A 17,132-nucleotide genomic window follows, 5' to 3' on the forward strand; every position below is an offset into this window, starting at 1 on the left:
GAAGACATCATGGCCTTTCCCCCCAGACAAGATGCAACCACTACGTACTCCCCCGAAACGGTACGCGCCGCCTACCCCGCCCTCTCCGACGGCCACGCCTACCTCGACGGCGCGGCCGGCACCCAGACCCCGCGGCCCGTCATCGACGCCATCGTCGGCGCCTACCGGGCGGGGCTGTCCAACGTGGGCGGGGCCTTCCCCGCCAGCCACCGCGCCGACGAGATCGTGGCCGCCTGCCGCGCCGCCGTGGCCGACCTGGTCGGCGGCGTGCCGCACGGGGTGATCCTGGGCGCCAACATGACCACGCTCACCTACCGGCTGGCCCGGGTGCTGACCGGGCCGGGCGACGAGGTCGTGGTCTCCCGCCTGGACCACGACGCGAACGTGCGGCCGTGGACCCAGACGGGCGCGCGGGTGCGCTGGGCCGAGGTCGACCCGGTGACCGGTGAGCTGCCTCTTGACCAGTTCGCCGAGCTGGTGGGCCCGCGTACGCGGCTGGTGGCGGTCAGCGCGGCCAGCAACATCCTGGGCACGCGGCCGGACGTGGCGGGAATCTGCGAGATCGCGCACGCGGCCGGGGCGCTGACGTACGTGGACGGGGTGCACGCCACCGCGCACGGCCCGGTCGACGTGCACGCGCTCGGCGCCGACTTCTACGCCACCAGCGCCTACAAGTGGTCGGGCCCGCACGTCGGCGCGGTGATCGCCGACCCGGTGGCGCTGGAGTCGCTGCACCCGGACAAGCTGCTGCCCTCGCCCGACACCGTTCCCGAACGGTTCGAGCTGGGCACGGCCGCGCTGGCCGACCTCGCCGGCGTGACGGCGGCCGTGGACCACCTGGCCGGCCTGCTGCCGGGCTCGGGCGGGCGGCGCGAGCGGCTGCTGGCCTCGATGGCCGCCGCGGAGGAGCACGAGCTGGGGCTGTTCGCCGAGATGCTGGCGGGCCTGGAGACGATGCCGCACGTCACGCTGTACGGCAAGCCCGCCCGCCGTACCGCCACCGCCTACTTCACGGTGGCGGGGCTGGCGCCCCGGCGGGTGGCCGAGCACCTGGCCGCCCGGGGGGTCAACGTGTGGAGCGGCCACAACTACGCCTGGGAGCTGACCGGCGCGCTGGGCGTGCGCGACTCGGGCGGGGCGGTGCGCGCCGGGCTGGTCCACTACAACGACCACTCCGATGTGGAGCGGCTGCTGGAGGGGGTGGCCGAGCTCAGATCCAGCCCTCCAGCGAGGCCATGAAGCCGGGCAGGTCGTCGCGGTGGACGCAGTGGCCGGCGCCCTTGACGGTGCGGACCTCGAAGCCGCGGCGCTCCAGCTCGGCGGCCAGTTCCGCGTTGATGGTGAAGCTGGGGTCGGCCACCTGCACCAGCGAGGGCACGACGGGCCGCTCGGGCACGTAGTCGCCCCTGACGCCGTCGAAGAAGGCCGGGTCGAACAACGCGAACCCGGCCAGTTCGGCGTCGATGTCGGCCTGCGACCAGCGCGGGTTCATGGTCCTGACGCTGTCCTGGGTGGCGGTGGCGACCATCCGGCGCATGAAGGCGGTGGCCTCGGCGGGCACGGCGTCGAGGGCGAAGCCGGGGTCGGAGTAGATCGCCTTCTTCGGCCGCAGCCGTTCGGCGGCCAGCGACAGCGACAGGCCGCCGAGCGAGTGGCCGATGGCCACGTCGGCGCCGCTCGGGAGGTTCTCGGCCAGGTCGTCGCCGAGCAGTTCCGGCCGATACTCGCCGCGCGGGCTGGCGCCGTGACCGCGCAGGTCGGGGGCGATCACCCGGTAGCCGCGGGCGACGAGCTCGTCCTCGACGGCGTGCCAGGTGCGGTGGTCGGACATGCCGCCGTGGATGAGCAGCGCCAGCTTGTCGCCGTCACCGCGTTCGTGGACGTGGAGCTTCATGATGCCCAGTTTATACGTATAACCATGGAATGAATCAAGAGGCCACCTTGCTTGCACGTACAAGAAAATCGGAAAGAAGAGAGAAGGCTCACCCGATGGACGCGGCCAGGCTGTTGGTGAAGGCGCTCGAGGCGGAGGGCGTCGAGTACGTCTTCGGCATCCCCGGAGAAGAGAACATCCACTTCGTCGACGCGCTCAACGACTCCCCCATCCGCTACATCCTCGTCCGCCACGAGCAGGGCGCCGCCTTCATGGCCGAGATGTACGGCAGGCTGACCGGCAAGGCCGGCGTCGCCTCCGCCACGCTCGGGCCCGGGGCCATCAACCTGCAGCTCGGCGTGGCCGACGCCACCACCAACTCCACCCCCGTGGTCGCCATCACCGCCCAGGTGGGCCTCGACCGCATCTACAAGGAATCCCACCAGGTCGTCGACCTGGTCTCGCTGTTCCGGCCGATCACCAAGTGGGCCGACCTGGTCCCCGCCGGCGAGGCGCTGCCCGAGATGCTGCGCAAGGCGTTCAAGACCGCCCAGACCGAGCGTCCCGGCGCCGTCTACCTGGCCATTCCCGAGGACGTGGAGTCCGCCCAGGTCTCCGACGACCTGACGCCGCTGCGCGTCAACGTCGTACGGCCGCAGGACCCCTCCCCCGGGCAGGTGGCCCGCGCCGCCGAGGTCCTGGCCGGCGCCCGGCGCCCGATCATCCTGGCCGGCCACGGCGCCAGCCGCGCCGGCGCCTCCGCCGCGCTGATCCGCTTCTCCGAGCAGCTCGGCCTGCCCGTGGCCACCACCTTCAACGGCAAGGGCGTCTTCCCCGACGACCACCGGCACGCCCTGGGCGCGGTCGGCTTCATGCGCCACGACTACGTCAACTTCGGCTTCGACGAGGCCGACGTGCTCATCAGCGTCGGCTACGAGCTGCAGGAGTTCGACCCGGTCAAGATCAACCCCCACGGCGACAAGAAGATCATCCACATCCACCAGTTCCCCGCCGAGGTCGACGACCACTACCCCGTCGAGGTCGGCATCCAGGGCGACATCTCCCGTTCCCTGGACGCGCTGGCCGCCGCCGCGCCCAGGCCCTTCGCCGTCAACGGCACCGGCGAGAAGATCCGCAGGCTCATCCGCGAGGAGATGGCGCAGGCCGCCGCCGACGACGCCTTCCCGCTGTCGCCGCGCCGCGTGGTCGCCGACATCCGCGCCGCGATGGGCCGCGAGGACATCGTGCTGGCCGACACCGGCGCGGTGAAGATGTGGATGGCCCGCATGTACCCCACCTACGAGCCCAACACCATGCTCGTCTCCAACGGCCTGTCGTCGATGGGCTTCTCGGTGCCGGGGGCGCTGGCCGCCAAGCTCGCCTTCCCCGAGCGCAAGGTCCTGGCCGCCACCGGCGACGGCGCCTTCCTCATGAACTCCCAGGAGATCGAGACCGCGGTGCGCGAGCGCATCCCGATGGTGGTGCTGGTCTGGGTGGACGACGCCTACGGGCTCATCGAGTGGAAGATGGACCTGGAGCTCGGGCGCAGCTCCAACATCGCCTTCGGCAACCCCGACTTCGTCAAGTACGCCGAGGCGTTCGGGGCTCGCGGCTACCGGGTCACCTCCGCGGACGAACTGCTGCCCACGCTGCGCAAGGCACTCGACGACGACACGGTGTCGGTGATCGCGGTACCGGTCGACTACTCGGCCAACCTGGAGCTGACCAGCAAGCTCGGCGAGCTGACCGGCCCGTTCTGAGCCCGGCCCCTAAGATCGTGCCCGATGACCGACCTCCCCGACGCGGGCGGGGCGCTGCCGGTGCTCCCCACCGGCCAGGCGCCCCCCGCCGAGCCCGCCCGCGACCCCTACCACGTCTACCTCGCCTCGCTGACCAGCATCGAGTCGCGCCGCACCATGCGCGGCTGCCTCGACCGCATCGCCCGCCTGCTGACCGGCGAACCCGCCTCCACCGGCGCCGGCCAGCCCTGGCACCTGCTGCGCTATGAGCACACCGTCCGCATCCGCACGCTGCTCACCGAACAGGGCTGGTCACCGGCCTACGTCAACAAGCACCTGGTCGCGCTGCGCCGCGTGCTGAAGGAGGCCTGGCGCCTCGGCCAGACCTCCGCCGAGGACTTCGCCCGCGCCTCCGACCTCTCTCCGGTACGGCAGAGCCGCCTGCCCACCGGTCACCACGTCCCGCCCGAGGTCGTCGGCGCGGCGCTGTCGGCCTGCGACGACTCGGTGGCGGGGGTGCGCGACGCCGCCCTGATCGCCGCCCTGTACTCCACCGGCTGCCGCAGGGCCGAGATCGCCGGCCTGGAGCTGGCCGACTACGATCCGGCGGCCCGCTCGTTGCGCGTGCGCGGCAAGCGGGACAAGGAGCGCATGGTCTATCTGACCACCGACGCCATCGGCCTGCTCGAGCGCTGGCTGGCGGTGCGCGGAGGCGGACCCGGCCCGCTGTTCAGCCCGGTGAGCAAGGCCGGGCGGCTGCGTCCCCGGCCGCTGAGCGGGCAGGGCATCGCCGACATCCTGACCCGGCGGCTGGGCGAGGCGGGGGCGGCCCGCCGTACCGCGCACGACTTCCGCCGCACCTTCATCGGCGAGCTGCTGGACGCGGGCGTGGACCTGGCGACGGCGCAGGCGCTGGTCGGGCACTCCTCCCCCGCCACCACCGCCCGCTACGACCGCCGCCCGGAGAAGACCCGGCGCGAGGCCGTCGACCGCATCAAGCTTCCGCGGGCGCGGCCGCTGGCGTGAGGGCGGTCAACCGGCGACCATGCCGATGACCAGGTTGATGGTGGTGGCCAGGATGCTGGTGCCGAAGACGTAGGACAGCAGGCAGTGCCGCAGCACGACCTTGCGGATCGCCCGGCTGGAGACGCCGGTGTCGGAGACCTGGTAGGTCATGCCGAGGTTGTAGCTGAAGTAGAGGAAGTCGCTGTAGGCGGGTGGCTGGTCGGAGTTGAAGTCGATGCCGCCCGGGGTCTCCTGGTAGTACAGGTAGGCGTAGCGGGTGGCGTACATCAGGTGGAGGGCCGCCCAGGCCATGAACACGCCGCCGAGCGCGGTCGCGGCGGCGGCGTGACCGGGGTCGGCGTTGCCGACCGCGAGCAGCACGACGATGGCGACCAGCCCGCACAGCGCGACCGCGACGACCACGAGCTCGTCGGCGACGGGCCGGAAGTCCTCGCGTCCGGCGTTGCGCCGGGTGGTGTGGGCGTCCATCGGCCACAGGACGGCCAGGCCCGCGACGACGAAGACGGTCTCGGTCGCGGCGATGGCGGCCAGGACGCCCAGGGGCGGATGCGTCAGCAGTCCGACGGCCGTCCCTGCCAGCGCGCCCGCGACCGCCGCGCCGACCAGCCGGGTGACCGCTGAGCCCGGGGACCACAGGTTCATGGTGGACACTCATACACGCCCGGATCACCGGAAGCCGCAGCGACACGGCCGGGTAGGCTGCGGAACGTGAGTCCTTTCGACGCGCTCGCCGGCCTGGTCGCCGGCGGCGCAGTGGTCGTGCTGAGCGGCGCCGGGCTCTCCACCGAGTCCGGCATCCCCGACTACCGGGGCCCGAGTGGCCGCAGGCGCCCGTCCAGCCCGATGACCTACCAGGACTTCACCGGCTCGGCCGCCGCCCGCAGGCGCTACTGGGCCCGCAGCCACCTCGGCTGGCGGCACATCGAGCGCGCCCGGCCCAACCCCGGCCACCGGGCGGTCGCCCGGCTCCAGGAGCTGGGTCTGCTCTCGGCGATCATCACGCAGAACGTCGACGGGCTGCACCAGGAGGCCGGCGCCGGCGGCGTGATCGAACTGCACGGCAGCCTGTACCGGGTGCGCTGCCTGTCCTGCGGCGAGCGCACCCCTCGCGCGCGCCTGGACGCGCGGCTGTCGGCCGCCAACCCCGGCTGGGCCGCCGACGCCGGCCAGGTCAACCCCGACGGCGACGCCGCCGTGGAGGACTCCCTGATCGACGGCTTCACGGTCGTGGACTGCGAGGGCTGCGGCGGGCTGCTCAAGCCCGACGTGATCTTCTTCGGCGAGAACGTGCCGCCGCCCAGGGTGGCCGAGTGCTACACGCTGTCGGAACGCGCCGGCCTGCTCCTGGTGCTCGGCTCCTCTCTGACGGTCCTTTCCGGCTACCGGTTCGTACGGCACGCCGCCCGCCACGCCGTACCGGTGGCGATCGTCAACCAGGGCGCCACCCGGGGCGACGAGCACGCCCGCCTCACCCTGGACGCGCCCCTGGGCAGCACGCTGACCACCCTGGCCGCGGAGCTGGCACGCTGAGGCGTCGCCTGTGACGTGCTCTAGGAGCGCTCGGCGATCTGCTGGAACTTGCCGAGGATCGCGCGCGGGTCGCCGCTGGGCCCGACGGCGGTGCCGAGTTCCGCGGCGACCGAGCCGCGCAGCTCGGACCACACCGGCTGCGAGGTCGGGTCGAAGCGCGCCTTGGCCACCATGTCGACGATCGGGCTGACCTTCGGGTCCTTGCGCATCAGCGTCGAGGCCGAGGAGGTCGTCGGCAGCAGGCCCTCGACCTTCAGGTACTTGGCGTAGTTGTCGGCCTGGTAGAAGTAGTCGAGGAACTCGCGGACCAGCTGCTGGTTGCCGTCCTTCTTGAAGGCCATCAGGTAGTCCTGGATGCCGTGCGTGCTCGGCTCGGCGCCGTGGTTGGTGGGGTGGGTGGTGGCGCCGTACTTGACCCCCGCCTTGTCCACCGCGTCGAGGAAGGCCCTGGTACCGAAGGAGGCGTACACCATGCCCACCTTGCCCTGGGCGAACAACGGCCACGTGCCGTCCGGGCGGTTGGTCTGGCCCGGGTTCGGCTGGGTGTAGCCGTCCTGGGTCAGCGTCTTCAGAAACTCCAGCGTCTCGACGGCGCGATCGCCGTTGACGGTCCACTTGCCGTCGGTACGCCAGTCGGTGCCGTTGGCGCGCATCCAGGTGCCGAACTCGTAGTCGCCGGCTTCGGCGCCCAGCGCCAGCCCGTACGGCACGTAGCCGCCGGGCAGGGCCTTGATCGCCTTGACCGCGGCGCGGAACTCGTCCCAGGTGGCCGGGGGCTTCTTGAAGCCGGCCTTCTCCAGGATCGTCTTGTTGTAGTACATGCCGTTGACGGTGGCGACGAACGGCAGGCCGTACTGGGCGCCGTCGTAGGAGGCGTTCTCGGCGAAGGACGGCAGGAAGTCCGCCATCACCTCCTTGGACACCACCTCGTCGGCGCGGTACAGCAGCCCGGCCTCGGCGTAGTCGGCGAAGACGTTGATGTTCAGGACGTCGGGGAACTGCTTGGTCTGCACCATGGTGTTCACCTGGCTCTGCAGGTTGCCCCAGTCGATCACCTGCAGGTCCACGTTCTTGCCGGGATGGGCGGCCTCGAAGGACTTGATCAGCTCGTCCCAGTAGGGCCGCGTGCCCTCGGTGTACTGGGCGACGACCAGCTTGATGGACTTCTGCTCGCCGCCGGCCGTACCGCCGCCGGAGCCTCCGCACGCGGTCAGGGCGAGCGTGAGGGCGGCGATCGCGGCCAGGCCCGCTCTTCTTCTGAAGGTCATGTCATACCGATCTTTCTCGTGTTCACTTGGTGCTGCCCGTGGTGAGGCCGCTCACCAGGTGCTTCTCAATGAGCGCGAAGAGGATGACGGCCGGCACGATCGCCATCAGCGCCGCGGCGAACAGGTACTGGTAGTTGGTCTCGTACAGGCCGATGAACTGCTGGATGCCGACCGTGAGCGGCACGCGGCCGGAGGCCGGGTCGTTGAAGAGCGTCAGCGCGATGACGAACTCGTTCCACACCTGGATGAACGTGAAGATCATCACGGTGACGAGGCCGGGCGCGGCCAGCGGGAGGATCATCCGCAGCAGGATCCGGAACTTGCCGAGGCCGTCCATCATCGCGGCCTCGTCGATGTCGACGGGGATCGAGCTGAAGTGCGCGTGCAGGATCCACACCGCGAAGGCGAGGTTGAAGGCGGAGTTGATGGCGATGATGACGGCGTAGCTGTGGATCCCGTCCACGAACAGCGCCTGCCGGTAGAGCCCGATGAGCAGCGCGACCGCGGGGAACATCTGCGTCACCAGGATGACGCCGAGGAACGCCGTGCGCCCCCGGAACCGCGACCTGGCCAGCACGTACGCCGCCGGAGCCGCCACGAGCAGCACCAGCGCCGTGGAGGCCAGCGCGACGGTCAGGCTGACCCGGAAGTAGTCGGCCAGCGGGATGCGCTGCCACACGTCGGCGTAGTTGGACCACGCCCAGCTCCCGGGCAGGTAGTCGGCGGGCACGGCGAACAGTTCGGCGTCGGTCTTGAGCGAGCCGGACAGCATCGCGGCGTACGGAGCCAGGAAGAACAGCGCCACCGCGAACCCGATGATCGGCAGCACCACGGGACGCACCCGCGCCCAGCCCCGGCCCGCCCGCGCGAGCACCGGCCGGGCCTTGACCGGAGCCGGCCGCCATGGGGTGGCGGCCGCGGGGGGTTCGGCAGCGGCGGCGGAGACCGAACCCGCGGGCCGGTCGTCCGTCGCCGAGGGGTTGCGATACGGCCGCAGCACCAGCACGAACGCCAGGATGAGCAGCAGCAGGAACGCCACGTTGAGCACGCCGAGCGCGGCCGCCTCGCCCGAGTCGAGCTGCGCGGTGAACGCGATCTTGTACAACCACGTCACGGTCGTGTCGGCGTGGTTGCCCGCCGTCTTGCCCATGATCACCCAGATGACGGTGAACGCGTTGAAGACGTGCAGCATGTTGAGGACCAGCGCGATCATGAGCGAGGGCCGCAGGATCGGCAGCGTCACCCGACGCCAGGTCGCCCACGCGCTCGCCCCGTCGATCTTCGCCGCCTCCAGCACGTCGTGCGGCACCGTCTGCAGCCCGGACAGCAGCACATAGGTGGTGAACGGCATCGAGGTGATGATCCCGACCGCCATGACCGAGTACAGCGCGGTGGCCGGGTCCTTGTACCAGTCGACGGGCGCCGAGATGATCGACAGGTCCATCAGCAGCCGGTTGAGCAGGCCGTTGCCGCCCTCGTAGATGAAGCGCCACACGGTCGCCGTCATCACCAGCGAGGCCGCCCACGGGACGACCAGCGCCAGCCTGACGAACTTCCTGCCGAAGAAGTCCTTGGACAGGAACTGCGCCAGCGCCAGCGAGAGCAGCACGGTGAGCCCGACGACGAGCACCAGCCACAGCAGCGTGTTGCCGGCCACCTGGCCGAACGCGTCCTCCTTGAGGAGCCTCGCGTAGTTGTCCAGCCCGGCGAAGCCCCTGACCAGCCCGATCCTGCTGATGTCGAGGAAGGACATCCAGACCATGTAGACGGCAGGGAAGCCGACGACGCAGGCGATCAGCGCGGTGCTCGGCGTGAGCCAGCGCCACGGCACCGTGCGCTGCCACAGGTCGGCGATCCGGCTCACCGCGGGTTCCTGAGGTTCGCGGTCCAGGCGTCCAGCGTGGCCTGCCACTCCAGCGGGTCCTCGGGGCGGCCGGGCACTCCCGGGCGCGTCTGCCACGGCATCGGGCCGGACTCGCGGCGGTACTCGACCCCGATCGCCTCCAGCCGGGGCAGGTGGGCGGCCAGCCGGCCCCGGAAGTCGGCCAGGTCCCGCTCGGGCCCCGACCAGACGGTCTCGGCGAAGGCGGCCAGCCTCGGGAAGGCCATGTAGTCGACATGCCGGCTGGAGTCGATCAGCTCGGTCCAGATCCCGCACTGGGCGCCGAGGACGTGCTGGGCGGCCGGGTCGCCGCGCAGGTCGGCGGGGACGGGTTCGAAGGCGTAGACGTCCTCGACGGTGAGCACGGTACCGAACGGCACGGGCTCGTCCTCGCGCGGGCTCTGCCGGTAGTCGAAGTAGACGGCGGTGTTGGAGCAGTTGATGACGTCGTGCCCGGCGCGGGCGGCGGCCACCGCGCCCAGGTCGGCCCGCCAGGCGGCCACGACCGCGCCGGGGGCGAGGCCGCCCTCCAGGATCTCGTCCCAGCCGACCAGGCGCCGCCCGCGCTCGGCCAGGTACTCGTCGAACTGGTGGATGAACCAGCTCTGCAGCTCGTCCTCGTCGCGCAGGCCCAGCTCGGCGACGCGGCGCCGGGCCGACGGGCTGGTGCGCCACTGGTCCTTGGGGCACTCGTCGCCGCCGACGCACACGTACTGGCTGGGAAACAGCTCCAGCACCTCGTCGAAGACGTTCTTGAAGAAGTCGATCGTGGCGTCCTCGACGTTCAGCACGTTGACGCCGACGCCCCAGGTGGTGCCCACGTCCAGCGGGGTGTCCAGGTTGCCCAGCTCGGGGTAGGCGGCGATGGCCGACTGGGTGTGGCCGGGCAGGTCGATCTCGGGCACGACCGAGATGTGGCGGCGGGCGGCGTAGGCGACGATCTCCCGGATGTCGTCCTGGGTGTAGTAGCCGCCGTGCGGGCGGCCGTCCATCTCGCCCATCCAGCCGACCTGGCTCTCCTCGCGCCAGGAGCCGATCTCGGTCAGGCGCGGGTAGCGCTTGATCTCGATGCGCCAGCCCTGGTCGTCGGTGAGGTGCAGGTGCAGGACGTTCAGCTTGTGCAGGGCCATCAGGTCGATGAAGCGCAGCACGTCCGCCTTGGTCATGAAGTGCCGGGCCACGTCGAGGATCGCGCCGCGCCAGCCGAACCGCGGCCCGTCCTCCACGTGTACGGCCGGCAGCTCCAGCACTCCGGCGCCCACCGCGCGGCGGAAGGCGGCGGGCGGCATGAGCTGGCGCAGCGTCTGGGCGCCGTAGAAGGCCCCGGCCGGCGAACCGGCGTCCAGGGCGATCCCGTCGGGCGCGACGGTCAGCCGGTAGGCCTCGGGCGGCAGGTCGTCGAGGCCGAGAGTGATCGTTCCCGGGCCGGGGGCGGCGGGGAGCAGTTCGCCGCCGGTGACCGGGCTGAGCTCACCGCGCAACCAGGCGGCGACCTCGCCGAGCGCGGGGTCGGCGGTGAGCGCGGTGCTCCGGTCGAGGATGAAACGGCCGGGCCCTGCCGCGTACCGCGTGGGCTTGGGGACGATCATTCGGCGGGTCTCCTTGGAGAGGGGTGACAGACTTACGAAGGAGTGCATCATTATTAACACCCGACTCCACGAGGGTCAATGCTCATTTCTGCTCACTTACCTGCTGCGTGGACACCTTTGGACCTTGAATGCGGCATAATGCATCATGACTTACAGAGGACACCTGCATTAGGACGGCGATGGCCACACTTCGGGGCGGCGACCTGTCGCGGCTCAGGCAACTCAACTCCCTGACCGCGATCGGGGCCCTGCGCGGCGCGGGCCCGCTGACACTGTCCGCCCTGGCCAAACGCACCGGACTGTCGCGGCCCTCCATGAAGGAGGTCGTCGACGAGCTCATGCAGCTCGGCTGGGTGGAGGAGACTCCGCCCGCGCAGGGCACGATAGGCCGCCCCGCCCGCCGCTACCGCTTCCGGGCGAGCAGCGGCTACCTGGTGGGGCTCGACATCGGCGGCCACAACATCCGCGCCGCGCTGGCGAACCTCAACGGCGAGATCCTCGCCGAGACCCGCCAGCCCGTGCAGCCGGACACGCCCGTGGAGGAGCGGCTGGCCGCGATCGAACGCACCGTCGCGAGCTGCCTGGCGCTCGGCGGCAAGACGATCGCCGACGTGTGGATCGTCGCGGCCGGCACGATCGGCGTCATCACCCCCGAGGGCCGCATCCACTACTGCGCGGCGATCCCCGCCTGGACCGGGCTCGACCTGGCCGGGCGGCTGCGCGAGATGTTCCCCTGCGACGTCGTCGTCGAGAACGACAGCCGCCTGGCCGCCAGGGCCGAGTCCGAGCGCGGCACCGCCCGCGACGCCGACGACGTGGTCTTCCTGCACGTCGGACGCCGGATGGGGGCCGCGCTCATCATCGGCGGCAACGTCCACCGCGGGTTCGGCGCCGCGGCCGGCGAGATCGCGATGCTGCCGCAGGCCCAGTGGTTCGACGCGCCGGAGCACCTGCAGAACTGCTCGATCATCCCCCCGGACACCTCGCCCGCCGACGCCGCCGGCTACACGCTGGCGGCCGCCCGCGCGGGCGACCCCGTCGCGCTGGCCGCGGTCGAGCGGTACGTGGACGACCTGGCGGTGGGGACCAGCGCGATGGTCCTGCTGCTCGACCCGCAGGTGGTGGTACTGGGGGGCGGGTTCTCGCGCTCGGCCGACGTGCTGCTGCCCCCGCTGCGCGAGCGCCTGCGACGCACCTGCATCCGCCTGCCGGACGTGCGCGCGTCGACGCTGGGCGACGAATGCGTGGTCACCGGGGCCATCGACTACGCCGTCGCCCATCTCGACCTGCAACTCTTCACCCCCGACGTGCCTCTCCCCACGTCGCGCTGACCTTCCGCCCTTGACGGCCTTCCCGCCGTTTCGGGTGCTCTTCCGTCCCATCTTTTACGGCAAGCCGCCCCCACCACCGCCCGCCGACGTGGGCGGCGGCCCGTCGTCTCCACGCCCATCGGGCGCGTCTCACCTCACCGTGACGTCGCCCTCTTGACCTGCGCCCTGGGGCGCATGGCGGGCGGGCAGGTGGGCGCGGTGAAGGTGACGCATGCTGCGCGGCCCGGCCACGACCCCGGTTCGACGGGCACCCGCGGGCTCGGTCATGGGCTCGACCGCGGGCTTGATGGTGGACTCGGTCATGGGCTCGGCCGTGGGCTCGGAGTTGGGCTCGGTCGTGGGCCTGGTCTTGGGCCACAGGAGGCGGGCGGTGATCGCGGCGGTCACGGCCAGGCTTGTCAGCGCCGTCGCGGCGGCTGTCATGCCGGCGCTGGTCGCCAGCCAGCCCGCCAGCGGGTAGGTGACGAGCCAGGCGGCGTGGGACAGCGCGAACTGGGCGGCGAAGGCGGCGGGCAGGCCGGCCGATGTCACCGAGCGGCGGATGAGGCGGCCGGTCGGGGTGAGCACCGCGGCCGTGGCGGCGCCCAGGACCGCCCACGTGGACAGCATCGCCCACCAGGTCAGCGTTCCCGTGGCCAGCGTCGCGGTGATCGCGGCCAGGCCGGCGAACAGGGTGAACGATCCGGCCAGCATCACCGCGCGGTCGGACAGCCTCTCCAGGATTCCGGGCAGGAGCAGGGCCACGGCCATCGAGCCGGCCCCGAAGGCGCCCAAGGCCAGGGAGACCTCGCCGGTGCTGCGCTGCAGGTGCTCGCGGACCAGGACCACCGTGTTGACGATGACCATCGCACCGGCCGCCGCCACGGCCAGGTTCATGGCCAGCAGGGCGCGCAGGGGCGCCGTGGTCAGGAAGCGCCTGACGCCGGAGGCGGCCTTGGCGAAGGGGCCGGCGGCGTGGCGTACCGGCTGGGGCTTGGGCAGGACGACGGACAGCACGAAGGCGGCGGACGCCAGGAAGCCGAGAGCGGTGCCCATGAACAGCCAGTTGTAGGTGATCAGGCTGAGGAGGGCGGCAGCCAGGACCGGGCTGAGCAGGCTCTCCAGGTCGTAGGCGAGACGGGACAGGGACAGGGCGCGGGTGTAGTCGCGCTCCTTCGGCAGGAGTTCGGGGATGGTCGCCTGGAAGGTCGGGGTGAAGGCGGCCGAGGCCAGCTGGAGCAGGAAGATGAGCACATAGATGTGCCACACCTGGCTGACGAACGGCAGCGCGAGCGCGACCCCCGCGCGGATCAGGTCGGAGCCGACCAGCAGCGCGCGGCGCGGGAGGCGGTCGGCGAAGGCGCCGATCACCGGGGCGACGCCGACGTAGGCCACCATCTTGATGGCCAGCGCGGTGCCGAGGATCGCGGAGGCGTCGGCCCCGGCGAGGTCGTAGGCGAGCAGGCTCAGCGCCACCGTGGCCAGTCCGGTGCCCACGAGGGCGACGACCTGGGCGGCGAACAGACGGCGGTAGGCACGATCGCGCAGTACCTGGAACATGGCCACGGTCCTCCCGGCTCGAACTCAACATATGCGTATATGCGCATGTGTTGAACTCAAAAGGGGCCGGGAAGATTCCCGCTAGGCGTGCCAGGGGTCGCCGGTCACCTTGTGCTCGGCGTGACTCAGCGCTTCGGTGACGAGATTGCGCAGGTGGCCGTCGCGCAACGAGTACACCACGCGGCGCCCCTCCCTGCGCGACTGCACCAGACTGGCCAGCCGGAGCTTGGCCAGGTGCTGGCTGACGGCGGGCTGCGCCGCGCCGCTGGCCGCGGCGAGGTGGCTCACGTCCGCCTCCCCCTCCGACAGCAACCACAGCAGATGCAGCCGCGTCGAGTCGGCCAGCAGGCCGAACACCCGGCTCGCGGCGTCCAGCTGCTCCCGGTCGGGCACCGGCCGGTGCCGATGAACCGTTCGGGACGAGGGCTGATCGCTCATGCAGTCATCGTAGGGCGAGGCGCGCGGGCGCGAACTTTCCCGGTCCGAGAGCTCTCCAACATGGAGTAAGCACCAGTTCCCGACGGGGGGATCACGATGGACATGTCAACCTGCCTGCGGTCGGCCGCGGTGATCGCGCTGGCCGCGGTCGGCTGCGCGGTGCCGGCCGGCACCGCGGGGGCGTCGACGCCGGGCAAGCCGCCGGCTTTACCGGAATCCGGCGCGGGGGCCGCGGCCTTCGCCTATCTGTGCGCCGCGGGCAAGGATCTGCTGCCCACCGGCAAGTGCGACGCCTGGCGCGTGGTGACGCTCGACGGGCGGGTCTACTCCTTCCCGGAGGCGCTCGCGTACGAGAAGGGCAAGAAGGCCGACGACGCCGGCGAGGCGGGGGCCTTCGCCATCAGCCCGGACGGCGCCCGCGTCGCCTACCAGCGCGCTTCCGACGACCGCGTGGTGGTCCGCGACCTGGGCACGGGGCAGACCTGGGAGCTTCCCCACCGGGCGCCGAAGGGGTCGGTCGGCTCGCCGTTCAGCCTGAGGTTCGTGCGGGACGGCGGCGGCCTGGCGATCACCCACCCGCGCTACTCCGACAGCCCGGTCACCACCTACGTCGAGGTGGAGGCGGGCACGGCGCGGAACAAGACCAAGGGCCTGACGCTGCTGGACGTCGAGCCCGGTTCGGGACGGGTGACCTTGCTGAGCGAGCCCGGGATCGGGCAGCGGGGCTGGTTCCGCACGGTCGCTGACGGGCACACGACCAAGGCCAAGATCCCGGAGAAGGCCGGCAAGCACCTCATCTGGGGCGCCTTCGCCGCGCGCGACGGCCGGGCGGCGAACCTGGTGCCCAAGGGCCCGCCCGCGTGCGGGCCGGACATGACGCCGGTGTGGCTGACGGTGCACTCCACCACGACGGGCAAGATGACCAAGGTCAAGCCGAGGCTGCCGGCCGACGTGAACCGGGCCGACGCGATCGACTGGCTCGGCACGGACGAGATCGTGGCCGCGGCCAGCCGGGAACGTCCGGGCAAGAAGGAGTCCACGGTGCTGGGCGCCTACGTCTACGCGGTGAACGTCAAGTCGGGCGCCTCCCGGCTGCTGACCAAGCTGTCCACCGGCGAGCACGTCTTCGAGGAGCGGCTGGTGGTGGGCGGCTACGCGGCGGCCAAGACCGGCGCGGCGGGGGGCAAGATCGCCAAGCCGGGCAAGCGCGGCTGCGAGTGAGCGCTGGGGGCAACCCGCCGGGTTGCCCCCTTTTACCGGCCTTACAGGCCGCGCAGGAACGCCGCGGCGACCGGGGCCGCGACCTTGCCGCCGCCACCGCCGCCCTCCACCACGATGGCGAAGGCCAGCGAGCCCTTGTAGCCCATGAACCAGGCGTGGGAGTCGAGCTTGGGGCCGCTGCCGTACTCGGCGGTGCCGGTCTTGCCGCGGGTGCCGCCGGGTAGCCCGGCAGCCTTGGCGGTGCCCTTGGTGACCACGGCCGACATCATCGAGCCCAGCTTGTCGCTCACGCCCTCGGGCAGTTCGCGCGGCTCGGCCTTCTGCTTCATGTCGGGTACGAGCGTGGGCGGGCGCCAGGTGCCGTCGGCGATCGCGGCGGCCACCGAGGCCATGGTGAGCGGGCTGGCGGTGATGCGGGCCTGGCCGAAGGACTCGGCCGCCAGCTCCGCGTCCGACTCGGCCTTGGGGAAGCTCGGTTTGGTGGCGGGCACGCCGATCGCCAGCGGCTGGTTGAAGCCGACCCGCTCGGCCGTCTCCAGCAGCTTGGCGGCGCCGAGGTGCCGCTGGGCGAGGGGGGCGAAGGTGGTGTTGCAGGAGTAGGCGAAGGAGTCGGAGAAGCTGAGCGAGCCGTACTCGGCCCGCTCGGAGTTGCGGATCTTCAGCCCGCCGACGGTGGCGTACTTGGGGCAGGTGACCCGCTCCTGCGGGCCGACGCCTCCGGCCAGCAGTCCGATGGCGGTGACCGCCTTGAACGTCGAGCCGGGCGCGTACCGTCCGTTGATGGCCCGGTCGAAGCCGCCCCGGTTGTTGACCACGGCCTTGATCTCGCCGCTGTCGCTCTCGACGGCGACGAGCGCGGCCGGCTTGTCCAGGTCCTTGACGGCGGCGACGGCGGCGTCCTGGACGCGCGGGTCCAGGGTGGTCTCCACGCTCCCGCCCTTCTCGCCGTCGATCGTCTCCAGCGTTTTGCCGCCGAGCTGGATCTCGGTGGTGGGCGTGCCGGCCAGGCGCTTCTGGAAGTTCTCCTGCAGACCGCCCCGGCCAACGGCCTGGCCGACCTTGTAGGAGGGGCCGAGCTGTTCGATGTCCTTCTTGGTCGCCTTGTCCAGGAACCCGACCAGTTGCTGCACCGAACCGCCCACCTGGCCGGTGTCGATGCGCGCGCCGGTGCTGTCGGTGATCTCGCCGCGCTCCGGCCAGCGCGTCTTGAGCGCGAACGCGGCGCCGTTGCTCATCGACGGGTGCAGGGTCTGCGGCGTCCAGTCGACCTTCCAGGTGCGGTCGGTCACCTTCACGGGGATCTGTCCCTGGTAACTCCAGTCGCCGACGTTCTTGAGCTTCATGCTCGCCGTGTACGGCACCGCCGAGCGCCCGTCCTTCTCCGGGGCCGCCTGGCCGAGCGTGACCTTGAGCGTCTCCATGGCCAGGCCGGTGCGCATCTGCTCGTACCCGGCCAGCGACTGCGGCGCCGCGAGCTCCCTGGTCATGGCCGCGTTGTCGCCGTTCTGCCAGGCGGCGGCGAAGCGCCCGGCGGTCTCGGCCGGACTTCCCGTGGTGCGCAACAAGAAGTAGGCGCCGGTGCCGGCGGCCCCCAGCGCCACCACCGTCACCACGGAAACGATCGCGATGGTCGTACCACGCGCCACAGCTCAGCCCCCTGCTCGTCGACGGATCCCCGAGCTTAGTAGGCGACAAA

14 protein-coding genes are annotated in these 17,132 nt (G+C 71.5%); 6 read left to right on the top strand and 8 right to left on the bottom strand.

Going from position 1 to position 17,132, the window contains the following annotated elements; all coding sequences use genetic code 11:
- Positions 1-9 precede the first annotated feature (9 nt).
- Entirely contained in the window at positions 10-1,239 is a 1,230-nt protein-coding gene (locus ACIBI5_RS22005) for a cysteine desulfurase-like protein (protein ID WP_397249492.1), read from the top strand.
- Here the strand turns inward: ACIBI5_RS22005 and ACIBI5_RS22010 are convergent.
- Positions 1,211-1,894, bottom strand: a complete 684-nt coding sequence (locus ACIBI5_RS22010) for an alpha/beta fold hydrolase (RefSeq protein WP_397249494.1) — start codon at positions 1,892-1,894, stop codon at positions 1,211-1,213. The genes ACIBI5_RS22005 and ACIBI5_RS22010 overlap by 29 nt on opposite strands.
- 95 nt (positions 1,895-1,989) lie before the next feature.
- On the opposite strand from ACIBI5_RS22010, the gene ACIBI5_RS22015 reads away from it, so the two are divergent.
- Entirely contained in the window at positions 1,990-3,633 is a 1,644-nt protein-coding gene (locus tag ACIBI5_RS22015; RefSeq protein WP_397249496.1) for an acetolactate synthase large subunit, read from the top strand.
- A gap of 24 nt (positions 3,634-3,657) precedes the next feature.
- Positions 3,658-4,638, top strand: a complete 981-nt coding sequence (locus ACIBI5_RS22020; RefSeq protein ID WP_397249498.1) for a tyrosine-type recombinase/integrase — start codon at positions 3,658-3,660, stop codon at positions 4,636-4,638.
- A gap of 6 nt (positions 4,639-4,644) precedes the next feature.
- Here the strand turns inward: ACIBI5_RS22020 and ACIBI5_RS22025 are convergent, their stop codons facing one another.
- The gene (locus tag ACIBI5_RS22025) at positions 4,645-5,280 is read right to left on the bottom strand and encodes a DUF1345 domain-containing protein (RefSeq protein WP_397249500.1); all 636 of its coding nucleotides are present in this window, start codon (positions 5,278-5,280) and stop codon (positions 4,645-4,647) included.
- A gap of 66 nt (positions 5,281-5,346) precedes the next feature.
- Between ACIBI5_RS22025 and ACIBI5_RS22030 the strand changes: the two genes are divergently transcribed.
- Complete coding sequence (locus ACIBI5_RS22030; protein WP_397249502.1) at positions 5,347-6,168, top strand: NAD-dependent protein deacetylase; 822 nt, start codon at positions 5,347-5,349, stop codon at positions 6,166-6,168.
- Positions 6,169-6,188: 20 nt separating this feature from the next.
- Here ACIBI5_RS22030 and ACIBI5_RS22035 read toward each other — a convergent pair whose 3' ends face one another.
- The 3 genes from ACIBI5_RS22035 to ACIBI5_RS22045 are packed head-to-tail and all read right to left on the bottom strand — an operon-like array spanning position 6,189 to position 10,907.
- A complete protein-coding gene (locus ACIBI5_RS22035) occupies positions 6,189-7,436 on the bottom strand; it encodes an extracellular solute-binding protein (RefSeq protein ID WP_397249503.1) in 1,248 nt (415 codons plus the stop codon).
- A 22-nt stretch (positions 7,437-7,458) separates the two neighbouring features.
- The gene (locus tag ACIBI5_RS22040; RefSeq protein ID WP_397249504.1) at positions 7,459-9,300 is read right to left on the bottom strand and encodes an ABC transporter permease subunit; all 1,842 of its coding nucleotides are present in this window, start codon (positions 9,298-9,300) and stop codon (positions 7,459-7,461) included.
- Entirely contained in the window at positions 9,297-10,907 is a 1,611-nt protein-coding gene (locus tag ACIBI5_RS22045) for a beta-N-acetylhexosaminidase (RefSeq protein ID WP_397249505.1), read from the bottom strand. The genes ACIBI5_RS22040 and ACIBI5_RS22045 overlap by 4 nt, the downstream gene beginning before the upstream one ends.
- 179 nt (positions 10,908-11,086) lie before the next feature.
- Between ACIBI5_RS22045 and ACIBI5_RS22050 the strand changes: the two genes are divergently transcribed.
- A complete protein-coding gene (locus ACIBI5_RS22050) occupies positions 11,087-12,238 on the top strand; it encodes an ROK family transcriptional regulator (RefSeq protein WP_397249506.1) in 1,152 nt (383 codons plus the stop codon).
- Positions 12,239-12,367: 129 nt separating this feature from the next.
- On the opposite strand, the gene ACIBI5_RS22055 is transcribed toward ACIBI5_RS22050, so the two are convergent.
- Positions 12,368-13,777: an MFS transporter gene (locus ACIBI5_RS22055; RefSeq protein WP_397249507.1), complete on the bottom strand. Its 1,410-nt coding sequence runs from the start codon at positions 13,775-13,777 to the stop codon at positions 12,368-12,370.
- An 81-nt stretch (positions 13,778-13,858) separates the two neighbouring features.
- A complete protein-coding gene (locus ACIBI5_RS22060; protein ID WP_379640233.1) occupies positions 13,859-14,215 on the bottom strand; it encodes an ArsR/SmtB family transcription factor in 357 nt (118 codons plus the stop codon).
- A gap of 96 nt (positions 14,216-14,311) precedes the next feature.
- Here ACIBI5_RS22060 and ACIBI5_RS22065 point away from each other — a divergent pair, with 96 nt between their 5' ends.
- Positions 14,312-15,436 (top strand): hypothetical protein, encoded by a 1,125-nt coding sequence (locus ACIBI5_RS22065; protein ID WP_397249508.1) that lies wholly within the window; start codon positions 14,312-14,314, stop codon positions 15,434-15,436.
- Between the two features lie 41 nt (positions 15,437-15,477).
- On the opposite strand, the gene ACIBI5_RS22070 is transcribed toward ACIBI5_RS22065, so the two are convergent.
- Complete coding sequence (locus tag ACIBI5_RS22070; protein ID WP_397249510.1) at positions 15,478-17,082, bottom strand: penicillin-binding transpeptidase domain-containing protein; 1,605 nt, start codon at positions 17,080-17,082, stop codon at positions 15,478-15,480.
- Positions 17,083-17,132 lie beyond the last annotated feature (50 nt).

The sequence above is a fragment of the Nonomuraea sp. NPDC050540 genome, assembly GCF_044457485.1.
In the GTDB taxonomy this organism is placed as follows: Bacteria; Actinomycetota; Actinomycetes; order Streptosporangiales; family Streptosporangiaceae; genus Nonomuraea.

What these genes read in the sequence shown, in the direction of transcription:
- ACIBI5_RS22005 (WP_397249492.1), top strand. Translation starts at nt 10, where the DNA reads ATGGCCTTTCCCCCCAGACAAGATGCAACCACTACGTACTCCCCCGAA.
- ACIBI5_RS22010 (WP_397249494.1), bottom strand. Translation starts at nt 1,894, where the DNA reads ATGAAGCTCCACGTCCACGAACGCGGTGACGGCGACAAGCTGGCGCTG.
- ACIBI5_RS22015 (WP_397249496.1), top strand. Translation starts at nt 1,990, where the DNA reads ATGGACGCGGCCAGGCTGTTGGTGAAGGCGCTCGAGGCGGAGGGCGTC.
- ACIBI5_RS22020 (WP_397249498.1), top strand. Translation starts at nt 3,658, where the DNA reads ATGACCGACCTCCCCGACGCGGGCGGGGCGCTGCCGGTGCTCCCCACC.
- ACIBI5_RS22025 (WP_397249500.1), bottom strand. Translation starts at nt 5,280, where the DNA reads ATGAACCTGTGGTCCCCGGGCTCAGCGGTCACCCGGCTGGTCGGCGCG.
- ACIBI5_RS22035 (WP_397249503.1), bottom strand. Translation starts at nt 7,436, where the DNA reads ATGACCTTCAGAAGAAGAGCGGGCCTGGCCGCGATCGCCGCCCTCACG.
- ACIBI5_RS22045 (WP_397249505.1), bottom strand. Translation starts at nt 10,907, where the DNA reads ATGATCGTCCCCAAGCCCACGCGGTACGCGGCAGGGCCCGGCCGTTTC.
- ACIBI5_RS22050 (WP_397249506.1), top strand. Translation starts at nt 11,087, where the DNA reads ATGGCCACACTTCGGGGCGGCGACCTGTCGCGGCTCAGGCAACTCAAC.
- ACIBI5_RS22055 (WP_397249507.1), bottom strand. Translation starts at nt 13,777, where the DNA reads ATGTTCCAGGTACTGCGCGATCGTGCCTACCGCCGTCTGTTCGCCGCC.
- ACIBI5_RS22060 (WP_379640233.1), bottom strand. Translation starts at nt 14,215, where the DNA reads ATGAGCGATCAGCCCTCGTCCCGAACGGTTCATCGGCACCGGCCGGTG.
- ACIBI5_RS22065 (WP_397249508.1), top strand. Translation starts at nt 14,312, where the DNA reads ATGGACATGTCAACCTGCCTGCGGTCGGCCGCGGTGATCGCGCTGGCC.